General features: G+C 62.3%; 8 protein-coding genes. All 8 read left to right on the top strand.

The features are described 5' to 3' along the window. Window positions 1-147 precede the first annotated feature (147 nt). Window positions 148-543, top strand: coding sequence for a DUF4150 domain-containing protein (locus C6366_RS10785; RefSeq protein ID WP_107737840.1), 396 nt, complete (start codon window positions 148-150; stop codon window positions 541-543). Between the two features lie 83 nt (window positions 544-626). Then, the gene (locus tag C6366_RS10780; protein WP_107737838.1) at window positions 627-3,197 is read left to right on the top strand and encodes a type VI secretion system Vgr family protein; all 2,571 of its coding nucleotides are present in this window, start codon (window positions 627-629) and stop codon (window positions 3,195-3,197) included. A gap of 122 nt (window positions 3,198-3,319) precedes the next feature. Beyond that, complete coding sequence (pepD, locus tag C6366_RS10775; RefSeq protein WP_158269739.1) at window positions 3,320-4,867, top strand: beta-Ala-His dipeptidase; 1,548 nt, start codon at window positions 3,320-3,322, stop codon at window positions 4,865-4,867. Window positions 4,868-4,960: 93 nt separating this feature from the next. Continuing rightward, complete coding sequence (locus tag C6366_RS10770) at window positions 4,961-5,278, top strand: hypothetical protein (protein ID WP_107737834.1); 318 nt, start codon at window positions 4,961-4,963, stop codon at window positions 5,276-5,278. Between the two features lie 91 nt (window positions 5,279-5,369). Next, window positions 5,370-7,817, top strand: coding sequence for a type VI secretion system Vgr family protein (locus C6366_RS10765; RefSeq protein WP_107737832.1), 2,448 nt, complete (start codon window positions 5,370-5,372; stop codon window positions 7,815-7,817). Next, the gene (locus C6366_RS10760) at window positions 7,817-10,441 is read left to right on the top strand and encodes a DUF2169 domain-containing protein (protein WP_107737830.1); all 2,625 of its coding nucleotides are present in this window, start codon (window positions 7,817-7,819) and stop codon (window positions 10,439-10,441) included. Before C6366_RS10765 ends, C6366_RS10760 begins: the two co-directional genes overlap by 1 nt. Continuing rightward, window positions 10,434-11,450, top strand: a complete 1,017-nt coding sequence (locus C6366_RS10755; RefSeq protein ID WP_107737828.1) for a pentapeptide repeat-containing protein — start codon at window positions 10,434-10,436, stop codon at window positions 11,448-11,450. The genes C6366_RS10760 and C6366_RS10755 overlap by 8 nt, the downstream gene beginning before the upstream one ends. After that, the gene (locus C6366_RS10750) at window positions 11,447-12,226 is read left to right on the top strand and encodes a DUF3540 domain-containing protein (RefSeq protein WP_107737826.1); all 780 of its coding nucleotides are present in this window, start codon (window positions 11,447-11,449) and stop codon (window positions 12,224-12,226) included. Before C6366_RS10755 ends, C6366_RS10750 begins: the two co-directional genes overlap by 4 nt. The last annotated feature ends 2 nt before the right edge of the window (window positions 12,227-12,228 follow it).

The raw sequence follows: 12,228 nt of genomic DNA, 5'->3' as shown, positions 1-12,228 counted from the left end.
GGGGAAGGGGGAAGGGGGAAGTGAGAGGACAGAGGTCAGAAGTCAGAAGGTAGAAGTTAGGAGTCAGGAGTCGGAAGGCGGAATGAAGACGAGATATCGCCTGAACCGTGAACCCTGAACCCTGAACCCCCAAAGGAGAGATGAACCATGTTCGCATGCTGCAAATCATCAGGCAATGCCTTTGCCTTTCCGGACGTCTGCAATGTGCCTACCCCGGCTGGCCCGGTACCGACGCCGTTTCCGAACACCGGACAGATGGCCCTGGCCATGCCCGGGGCGAAGAAGGTGCTCATCACCGGCGCTCCGGCCGTGAACAAGAAGTGCAAGATCAGCCTGACCGAGGGGGATGAGCCCGGCGTGGGCATGGGCGTGCAGTCCGGCACCATCAAGGGGCCGGGCAAGTTCGTGGGCGGCAGCGCCAAGGTCACGATCGAGGGCAGCCCGGCCCAGCGCCTGGGCGACTCCACCACCCAGAACAAGGACAACGCCAAGCCGGGCAACGTCATCGCGCCGAGCCAGACCAAGGTGATGATCATGTCCTGAACAGCCCATGCTCAGTGATGTCCCAAACTTGACCGGCTTCTTCCAGCCACGCCCATCCAACCCCCAATCCGCGAGGGTATCTCATGCCAGTCCTGAAAGAAAACGCATTCACCTTCGTCAGCCACGGCCTGCCCGAAGAAACCTTCACCGTGGCCCGTTTTTCCGGCGAAGAGGGTCTGTCCACCCTGTACAAGTTCGAGATCCTTCTGGTTTCCGAGCAGGAGGACGTGGACATCGCGGCCGTGCTCCAGAATCCGGCCACATTTACCATCAAGGAACACTTTTCCGGCGATGAGGATCTGCCGTTTCACGGCATCATCTCCTCTTTCGAGCAGCTCCATCAGGTGGATCAGTACGTCTTCTACCGGGCCGAGCTGCGGCCCAAGGCCTGGTGGCTGACCCTGACCCACCACAACCAGGTTTTCCTGAACAAGACGGTAAGCCAGTTTCTGGAAGATCTGCTGGGAGACGGAGGCCTGAACAAAGGGCTGGACTTCGAGCTGCGGATCAAGGAGAGCTTTCCGCCTTTTGACTACGTCTGCCAGTACGGCGAATCGCATTTCGACTTCTTGTCCAGGTGGACCGAATTCGCGGGCTGGTACTACTGGTTTGAGCAGGGGGAAAACGCTGAAATACTGATCTGCAGCGATTCCCTGATCGCCCATGGACCGCTTTCCGGGCGCGAGACCTTCACCTACTCCCCGCCCTCGGGTCTGGACGCGGCTCAGGCCGGGCAGGTGATCAAGGCCTTCACCCTGAAGCAAACTCCCGTGCCCAGGAAGGTCATGGTCCGTGACTACAACTACATGAAGCCCAGCCTGGAAATGAAGGGCCAGGCCAACGTCCAGGACAAGGGCCGTGGGGAGATTTACCTGTGGGGCGACCACTTCCGCAGCCTGGAGGGCGGGGACTACCTGGCTCGGGTCCGGGCCGAGCGCTTCCTGTGCCGGGAAAAGGTCTTTCATGGCATGTCCTCCATTCCCGCGGTGCGCCCGGGCTATCTGTTCACCCTGGCCAGGCACTATCGTCAGGACTTCAACGGCCAGTACCTGACCACCATGGTGCGCCATGAAGGCAGCCAGGAACGCTGGCTGCTGGGCGGGCTTGAGGTGGGCGGGATGGATGACACGAATGCCCTGTTCTACCGCAACACCTTTGACTGCATTCCGGCAGGCACCCAGTTCCGTCCGGCCCAGGCCACCGCGAAGCCCCGCATCTCCGGGACCGTCACCGCCAGAATCGACGCCGCCGGGTCCGGACAATACGCCGAACTGGACGGACACGGCCGCTACAAGGTGGTCCTGCCCTTCGACCTGTCCGGTCGCGAGGGAGGCAAGGCCTCCACCTGGCTGCGCATGTCCTCGCCCTATGCCGGGGAGGACTACGGCATGCACTTCCCCCTGCACAAGGGCACCGAGGTTCTGCTCAGCTTCGAGGAAGGCGACATCGACCGCCCAATCATCGTCGGCGCGGTGCACAACGCGGAAAAGCCCAACCTGATCACCAGCGGGACAGAGGCGATCAATGCCATCCGCACCGCTGCAGGCAACCATATCGCCATGGGCGATGAAAAGGGCAAGGAGTTCATCAACCTGGTCTGCCCGGAACAGGACAGCAGAATCTCTATCGGGTCCAATTCGGGAGGTCCGGGCGGTCTGATTCTTTCCACGAGCGAGGGCTATTACGAACATGTCAAAGGCGACAAGCTTGAATGGTGCATTGGTTCCACCAATGCCGTACACATCGGTCAGTCAAGCGAAACCACCCTCGGAGCCAGCGCCGAGGTCATCATGGGAAATCGCGTTGAATTCCGACTAGGCGGAACCAACTCTTTTGATTTCGGGGCCGGCATTGATCTGAAAAAAGAGTTTCTCCAGCTCACCAAGGAAAGAACGCACATGCTCGGGTACGAAGGCGTGACCATTGGCGGAGGAGCTGATCTAGGCATGAAATCCCTGTTGAAATCCTGGTGGGCAACCGCCTTGAATATCGCCGCGGCCAATGCCGCCAACGCAATCAAAGCCCAATTCCTGAACCCCGCGGTAACAAACTTTGATACTAAATTGATAATGAATATTGACACGATTCTTTATAACGCGCTTTGGGGGTTTGGAATCAGTAAACATCTGTCGTTTCAAAGTAAAAAAATTACAGCAACGCCCATGGCCGGCACGATAAATATTGACAAGAAAGGCGTCGAGATCAAGGTGAACAATACCGTCGCGAAAGATGCCAAGCTCATCCTCAAAGTGGGTACTCCTGAGCAAGCATCCGGGCTGCTCATCACCCCGAAGGGTGAACAAATTACGTTGAGAAATAAGAAAAATGTGTCGATTACATTGGACGACGGCAAAACCTTTCAAGTGAAAAAGACATCCGTGGAAGGAGATGCAACGATTAGCATTGATGCGAACAATCAGATCAGCTTGGTCCACCCGAAGAAGCCAACTATCAGGTTGGATGATGTCGGAACAACTATGAAGGGCTCGAATGAGCCCTATGTGAGGGTTGATGACGAAAAGGTTCAGATCAAGGCGGTATCCGAATCGCTGATCGTGAACAAATCCTCCGGAATCTTCCTGAAATCGTCCAAATTTAACGCGAATGCCATCGGCCAGATGACGCTTGACGGAGGGATGATCAAACTGGGTTGAGCGGGCGATGCGGACCCGGGTTTCGTATGGTCCCCAGGATGCCCGTCAGTTATCCGATGGCGTCCATGCCGGGAGTCACGCTGAAAAAAACAGTTTAATCGGAGGAATTCGCGATGAAATGTATGATCACGATGGGACTGCTGTGGGCCGGTCTGGCCTGTTTGGCCCTTGTTTTTTCGACCTCGGCCCTGGCCGCCGAGGTCGTGCCTGACCAGCAGGGGCCGGTGCTGGCCGACGACGGCGCGGACACCACGCGCATTTTGGCCATTTTCGAGGCCATCAGCCAGGTGCCACGCTGCTCCAAGGACGAGGAGCGCATTGCGGCCTGGCTGGTCCAGTGGGCCGAGGAGCGGGGTTTTCCGGTTAAAACCGACGAGTTCCTCAACGTCCTGATTTCCGTTCCTGCCGCCGAGGGCTATGCCGACGCGCCGGTGGTGGCCCTGCAGGCGCACATGGACATGGTCTGCCAGAAAACGGCGGATTCGGACCACGATTTCACCACCGACCCCATCCGTCTGGTCCGGGAAGGCGACTGGCTGCGGGCCACGGACACCACCCTGGGCGCGGACGACGGGATCGGCATGGCCATCGCCCTGTTCCTGGCCGAGGAGCCGGGGCTGAAGCACCCGGCCCTGGAACTGCTGTTCACCACGGACGAGGAGGTGGACATGTCCGGTGCGGAAGGGTTGGCCGAGGACGCCCTGAAAGCTGAACGGTTCATCAACATCGACTCCGAAACCGAGGGCTTCGTGACCCTGGGCGCGGCCGGCGGGGTGAAGCTGGAAATCACCCTGCCCCTGGCCTTTACCCCCCTTTCCCCCGGCCAGGCGATGTACTCCCTGCGCGTGGACGGCCTGCTGGGCGGCCACTCCGGCGTTGAAATCCACAAGAACCGGGCCAATGCCAACGTCCTCGTCGCCCGGGCCCTGGACGAGGCCATACCGTTCAGGCTGATCAGCTTTGCCGGAGGCTCGGCGGACAACGCCATCACCCCGGCCTCGGAACTGATCCTGGCTCTTGAGCCGGAACACGATGACGCGCTCCGTGCCCGGATCGCCGCCTTTGAGCAGGAAATCCGCGACGAATACCCCGAGGAAACCGGCTTCTCCGTCACCCTGCAAGCGCTTGCAAACCCGGCGGACGCCGCCCTTTCCGCGACGGACTCCGCCCGCCTGATCGAATTGATCCTGGCCATTCCCCAGGGTGTTTACGAATGGTCGGAAATCTTTCCCGGACTGCCCGAGACCTCCAACAACATCGGCATTCTGCTGACCACGGACGCGGCTCTGGAACTGACGGTCTTTCACCGCGGCTTTTCCCCGGAAAAGCTGGAAAACCTGGCCCGGGAGATCGAGCAAACCGCCGCCCAGGCTGGGGCCGCGACCAACCGCCGCAGCCAGTTCCCCGCCTGGCCGCCCAACCCGGAAGCCGCCCTCTACAAAAAAGCCCTGGTGGCCTACGAACGGGCCTTCTCCACCCCGCTCCAGACCGAGGTGGTCCATGCCGGCCTGGAATGCGGCTTTATCGCCGAAAAATACCCCCACATGGAAATCATCTCCATCGGCCCGACCATGGAATACGTCCATACCCCCAAGGAACGTCTGCACGTGCCGTCCGTGGAGCGGGTAGCCCTTTTTCTGCGGGAGTTGCTGAAGGATCTCGACCAGTGAGTTGACCCCCGTGGGGCGGATTTTTGGCGCTACTTAATGACTCCGGCTTTTCGCGCAACCTGATGGATTTGAGCCTCTGAAAAGGAGGAAACAATGCGACTGTATCTCTTTTCCCGGCAGGGGGCGGCCTGGCTGCTGGTTCTTTCGGTCCTGCTGCTGTTTTCCTGCAGCGGGTCTGGCAGCGGGGGCGACAATCAGGTCTTATGGTTCTCGGACATCCACTTTGATCCCTTCGCCGACCCGGATATCGTCGCCGATCTCGCCGAAGCGGACCATGCGGACTGGGGCCGGATTTTCGCGCGATCCGCGATCCACGGGGCCTATCCGTCCACGGGCCGGGGCGTTAACGCTATCCAGGACTTTTCTCTGGCTTTGCTGACGAGTTGCGAGTCGAGAACAGAATCCCCTTGATGTTCCTGGTGTTCCTGATGCTCCGCCTTGCCGTCATGGTTCGCCCATGGTAGGGGCACGAAAGTAAACAGTGTATCCAGCGAGGTGACGCATGGCCAGAAAGGAACTGTTCTCCTTCGTTTTCAGGGGATGCCCGGAGGACACGTTCTCCGTGGTCGGATTCACGGGAACCGAGGGGCTGTCGCAGTTGTACGAGTTTCAGATCGAGCTTGTGTCGAAACGCGACGACCTGGACCTGGACCAAGCCCACGGAGGCTTGGCCGTACTCACCCTGCGCCGGGAGGACAAGGATCTGCCGATCCACGGCGCGGTCTCGCGCTTTGAGCAGCTCCGCTCCGTGGACGGGTACGTATTCTACCGCGCCGTGCTCGTGCCCAGGCTGTGGAGACTGACCCTGACCAGCCACAACCAGGTCTTTCTGGACAAGTCCGCTCCGGATTTCCTGGCCGAGATCCTGAAGGGCTCCAATATCCTGTTTGCCAACGACTTCGAGTTCCGCCTGACCCGCGGCTATGCCCAGCGGGAATACGTCTGCCAGTTCAACGAGTCGCACTACCAGTTCTTCACCCGCTGGCTGGAACGCGAGGGCATGTACTACTTTTTCGAGCAGGGCGACCAGAGCGACAAGCTGATCATCACGGACACCTCCGTGGCCCATTCCCTGGACCCTGACCAGCCACCCCTGGAATACGTCCGGGGCCGAGGGCTGGACACCAAAAGCCGCAACGAGCTGTGTACCGCTTTGGTCAGCGAGCAGAACGCCCTGCCGGGCAAGGTCAAGGTCAAGGACTACAACTACCGCAAGCCCTCCCTGGACCTGCGGGCCGAGGCGGACATCGACGCAGCCGGCATCGGCGATTTCTACGTGTACGGCGACAATTTCAAGACCATGGACGAGGCCCGCCAGCAGTCAGCCATCCGCGCCGAGGAGGCCAAGTGCCGCAAGACCCGCTACAAAGGGCGCAGCACCGCGGCCTTTCTCCGGACCGGGAGCGCCTTTCGCCTGAACGGCCACTTTCGGGAGAGCGCCAATGCGGAATACCTGCCGGTGTACATCAAGCACGAGGGCACCCAGACCGGCTATCTCATGTCCGGGCTGGGCCGTTGCCTGTCGGACAGGGAGGCGAAGGACGCCTACAGCAACACCTTTTCAGCCATCCCCAAAAGCGTCCAGTACCGTCATCCGCGTAAAACGCCGTGGCCCCGCTTCTACGGCGTGATCAACGCTGTCATCGACGCCGAAGGGGGCGGTCAGTACGCCGAGTTGGACGAGCAGGGCCGCTACAAGGTGCGTCTGCCCTTTGACCTTTCCAGCAGGCCCGGGGGCAAGGCCTCCTCCTGGATCCGCATGGCCCAGCCCTACGGCGGGGACGGCTTTGGCATGCACTTCCCCCTGCACAAGGGGGCGGAAGTGCTGCTGACCTTTATTGACGGGGACGTTGACCGGCCTGTCATCGCCTCGGCCGTGCCCAACTTCGCCAACCAGAGCATCGTCCGGGACACTAACGCCCCGGCCAGCGCCATCCGCAGCGCCGGCGGCAACCAGCTCGTGTTCGGCGACAAGCAGGGCCAGGAATTCATCGGCCTGTATTCCCCCTTCCACGAAAGCGGCATCGCCGTGGGCTCCACCGAGCCCGGCGGCGGCGGGTCCATCATTGAGTACACGAATGGCAAGATGGAACGGCTGGTAGTCGGCGATTTTTGCAGCGCCACCGTCGGGGGAAGCAATTCAATCACCGTGGGGGAGAGCGTCAATATCAACGGAGGGCTGAAATCTAACATCTTGGCGGGCTTGGGCGTGAACTGCAATCTCGGCAACAGAGTGACGTACAACAAGGGCTCCCAGATCCGTTTCGGCGATACCGAGCTCTCGATCAAAAACGAATCAACGCAAATCGGTCTCGACAACCTGGTCTTCAAGGGTGGAACAACGGAGGTCACGGCTGAACTGGTCAAGAAGGCGAACAAGGCTCTGTGGCAAGGACTGGGTGCCAGCCTGGCCGCCGGGGCTGGCGTTGTTCTGGCGGCCAACAGTTTCCAGACAGCGTTCCTGAATGAGGCCAAGATGGAGCAGGCGACCCCCTGGATGGCCGTTGGGGGAGGCTTGGCAGGCATTTGCGGGATAGGCTTGGCAATATCGGCCTACAGAAATATTTCCGAGATTGCGGAGCAATTGCGGGGCAAGATGGCGCGCCATACGACCGTAATGAAACTCGGCAAGGTGGGTTTGACTGTCAATGTGGATGCGAGTGTAAATGCTGGAGCGGAATTCTCGGCAACAGTGGTTAACGATACTAATCGATCGATCATCCAGATTTACAATAAAGGGGAAATAATCAGTCTGATAAATAAAGATCAAAATTGTAGCATCTCCCTGAATAAGGGGAATAGCATAGATGTTGTATCAAAAGAAACAACAATCGAAGGCAAAAATACACTCACGCTTAAGGCAAAAGACAATATCAAGATTGTATTCAAAACATTAAACGCAGAAAACGCCATAAAAATTACACGGAATCGCACTATAGAATTGGCGTAATGAAAATCCTCACCCCGCCTCCCTTCTCCCTGCTCTACAGCGTGGCGCCGGGCCTGCCCTGGGTCGGCGACCTTCAGGGCAAGTCCGTCCTTTGCCTGGGACTGCTGGCCGGGTTTCGCCTGGGATCGGCTTCGGACGGGCCGCTGGACGCCCTGGTTCCCGAGGAGGAACTCTGGGAAACGGTGGAATCCACGATTCCGGAAGGCGATGTCCTGGACGCCGGGCTACCCAAGCCCTGCTCGGAATTCCTGGTCTACGCCGCGGCCTGTTCCCCCGCGCCCGTCCCGGTCCTGGAGTGCTCGGTCCAGGTGGGCGAGGCGGTCAAGCGCCTCAAGGTGTTCGGAGACCGGGTTCTCTCCCCGGACAAGGCCGGGGAGCCCGCGCCCTTCACGCGCATGGAGATTTCCTGGGCCAGGGCCTTTGGCGGCGAGGGCCACGAGTACAACCCGCAAGGCAAGGGCTTTGACCCGTTAAAAGACGTGCCCCGTCCCCGGCCCAACGTCCTGGCCTGGGACTTGCCAGACCCCTTTGACATGCAACAGACCCCTGCCGGGCTCATGGCCATGCCCGTGACCTGGCCCCAGCGCCAGGGCCTGCTGGGGGCGACGGACGCCGCGTGGCTGAAGACGAACTGGCCCGGCCTACCTCGGGACACGGACCCGAAATTCGCCTGCGCCGCTCCAGCGGACCAGCGTCTGCCCGGCTTTCTGGCCGGAGGGGAGGACGTGGCCATCCACAACATGCATCCCCAAAGCCCGATCCTGCGGGGCAGCGTCCCACGCCTGCGGGGGCGCCTGTTCATCCAGCGCGCCGATTCCCGCGGGGGCGCTTTCCTCGAGCTGCCCTGCGCCATGGAAACCCTGTGGCTGTTCCCCGAGCGCATGCTGGGGGTTCTGCTCTTCCGGGGCGTTGTTCCGGTGCAGGACGAGGAGTGCGAGGATGTCGCCGCGGTGCTGGCCCTGGCCGAAGACGCATCCCGGGAGCCGATCCCCGTGGAAGAGTACCGGTGCCAGTGCCGCGAAGCCCTGCACCCCGGGCCAGACTCCCAACCAGACGCACAACCAGACGCCCTGACGGACACCGGACAAACCCCCGCGGAATCGGTGCCTTCGGTACAAGACGAGGCGGCGCTTCTGGGGGTCGGCCTGGCCGGGGCCGGGGTTGGTGCCGGAGTCGCGGCGGCGGCTCGCTCCCCGCTGCAGGAGACCGTGGACTCCCTGGAGCAGCAGATCCGGGATCTTCTCCAGGAGCTGCGCCTGGATCAGGAGCAGGTCGAGGAATGGCTGGCTGAACAGACCCGGAAAAGCCCCCTTTCAGGGGCCGCGGACCAGGGGCCGCAACCAGGGCCTGAACCAGGATCGGGCGAGGCCAATCCCCTGGCGGCCCTGGCCAATCTCGTGGAGAGCATCCAGGAGGAAACCCGAAGCCTTCAGGAACGATACGGGTTGTCCGATGCCGAGCTGCACAACTGGATGGACGAGCAGCAGGCCGCGGCCATGGCCGATACCGGCGACCATCTGGCCACCCTGCGCAAGATGGCCGAGGCCCCGGACTTGGCCCCGGAAGTTCGCCTGGAACTGGAAAAGGCCCTGGTCGCCTTTACCGCGGCAGGCGCGGCCGTGGCCAGCCTGGCCGGTCTTTCCACCCTGGGACGGAAAGCCGAACCTGGAGCGGATGAAGCGCAGGACGAACCAAGGCTGGATTTCCCTGAGCACGTTGACGCCCCGCCCGCACCGGACGAACCGCTGAGCACGGAGCAGGCCCTGGAACGGCTCCGAAAAACCGGAAGCCTGGCCCATTGCGACCTGACCCAATGCGACTTTTCCGGCCAAAACCTTTCCGGAGCGGACCTGCGCGGCTGCCTGATGTCCGGCGTGGCCTGGAAGGACGTTGACCTGTCCGGGGCCAATCTGTCCCAGGCCGTGGCCCACGACGCCGTTCTCGAGGGGGTCCGCCTGGACGGGGCGACCCTGGACGAGGCGGATTTTGAAAAAGCGTCCCTGTCCGGCGGATCGGCCAGGAACTGCTCGGCGGTAAAGACCTCCTTCCAGGAAGCCTGCCTGGACAGGCTGGATCTGTCCCAGGCCAGGGCATCGGACGCGGACTGCCGGGGGGCCAGCATGCGGGGCCTCAACGGCAACGGCCTGACCGCGCCTGGCCTGCGTCTTCAGGAAGCGAACCTGGAGCGGGCGGTTTTCCAGGACGCGGACTTGGCCGGCTCCCGGGCGGACAGCCAAACCAGAGCCTCTGGCGCGGATTTTTCGCGCGCCGACTGCACGGACGCCTGTTGGTCCGGGGCGTCCCTGACCGGCGCGCGCCTGGAACAGGCCCGCCTGGACCAGGCCGATCTGGCCAAGGCCGATCTCAGCCGGGCCAACCTTTTCCTGGCCAGCCTCAAGCAGGCTGTCCTGGACAAGGCCCGGCTCCAGGAGGCCGAGCTGACCGGCTGCAACCTGTTCGAGGCCTCCCTGCGACGGGCCGACTGCTCGGGAGCAACTATCCAGGATGCCAACCTCTTCGCCGCGGACCTCCACGAGTGCCGCATTGCCCGGGATCTGCCACGGGACGTGAACGTCGGCCGCACCGTGCTGGACCGCAACAACGCCGAGGCGGACCATGACTGAAGACACCCGTCTGACGATGCTGCTCAAGGAACGGTCTCTACGGGACGCGGACTGCTCCGGACTGAACCTGTCCGGGGCCGACCTGTCCGGGGTTGCGCTGCACCGGGTCAACCTGGCCGGAGCCGACCTGTCCGGGGCCAACCTGACCGGCGCGGTCTTCAAGGCGTGCCGGGCCGAGAACGCCGGTTTCTCCGGAGCCTGCGTCGAGGAATGCACCTTCGAGTCCACGCCTCTCCTGGAGGCCAGGCTCGACCGCTGCTCGGGGCGGTTCGCGACCTTTGAGCAGTCCGACTTGAGCCGGGCCGACCTGACCGGCGCTTCGCTGGAGCGGGCCTGTTTCAGCGGCTGCGCCATGGACCGGACAGTCATCCACGGCGTCGTCCTGTTCCGCGCAAGTTTCGCGGACTGCAACCTGGTCGGGGCCGACCTGCGGGACGTCAACCTGACCATGGCCAGGATGGACCGGACCGAGCTGGGCGGGCTTTCCTTTGCCGACTGCGACCTGCGCATGGCCATGTTCGCGGACTGCTCCCTGCGCGGGGCCAGGTTCGTCGGCATGGACGTAACCCAATGTCGGTTCATGCGCTGCGACCTGGACGAGGCGGACTTCACCCGCTCCCAGGGCCGCTTCATTTTCCTGCAGGGAACCAGCCTGTCCAGGGCCGCATTCCTGGACGCGGACATGCCGGACGGCATTTTCACCGACGCCGTGCTCACGTCCACGAACTTCACCCGCGCCAACCTGTCCGCCGGGCTTTTCCACGACGCGGACTGCCAGGGGACCATCTTTCGGCAGGCCGGGCTGGCGTATGCTGATTTTTCCCGGGCCCGGATCAATGGCGCCGATTTCAGCGGGGCCAACCTGCTCATGGCCAACCTGCACCGGGTGGACCGCACTGCCGCAATCTGGACCGGCGCCAACCTCGATGCCGTCCGGGAGATGGATCGCCCCCTGCTGGAGGCGGAAACCTGGAAGCCGACAAGCCGACCGAAACAGGAGAAATCATGAACGCCGCCCAAACATGCAAGGAAGTCCGGCCCCAGGGCCTGAACCTGCGCGTGGTCCAGGTCCGTCCGGCAAGGATGCCCGAGAGACTTTTGGAGAACGGCCCTGACGCATGGCCGGGGGATCAGTCACGGGATCAGCCAAGGGATCAACCGGGCACCGGGCAGGATCTGCGCAAGGGCCGGGTTGTCGGACGCCTTGACCAGTCCTGGAAGGTCGAGTTGCTGGAGAGCGGCTTTCAGATCTGGGCCAGGCGCGCCGCGGGCTGCCTGTTGCAGCCTCAGGCCGAGGACATGGTGCTGCTGCTCGTGGACAAGGCTGGGGATGAGCACTACCTGCTCAGTGTGCTGGAGCGCGAATCCCGGGACAGAGCCCTGGATTTTCCCGGAGACGTGCGGATTGTGGCTGAAAAGGGGAGCTTGCGGTTGCAGGCCGAGACCCTGGACATGGAAGGGGCGAAAGAGGCGCGGCTTTCCAGCCGGGAACTGTCCCTGACCGCGGCGTGCGGCCGGATGCGTTTCGTCCGCCTGGACCTGCTGGCGGAATCCCTGCATGCCGGGGTGCGGCGGATCAAGGCCGCGGGCGAACGCATCCAGCTTCTGGCCGCGCACATGGTCTCCCGCGTAGGCCGCGTCATTCGTAGCACGGGGTTCGAGCTGCACCGGGCCGAGCGGCTGCGCACGGAAGTGGAGAAAAGCTGCGTGATCAAGGCCGGGCGAGCCTCCATCCTGGCCAAGGACGACGTGACCGTGGACGCCGACAAGATCAACATCGGGTAGGG

It is taken from the genome of Desulfonatronum sp. SC1, assembly GCF_003046795.1.
Lineage (GTDB): Bacteria > Desulfobacterota > Desulfovibrionia > Desulfovibrionales > Desulfonatronaceae > Desulfonatronum.
The sequence above is the reverse complement of the archived record's forward strand: the minus strand, read 5'-3'. Positions and strand labels throughout refer to the sequence as shown.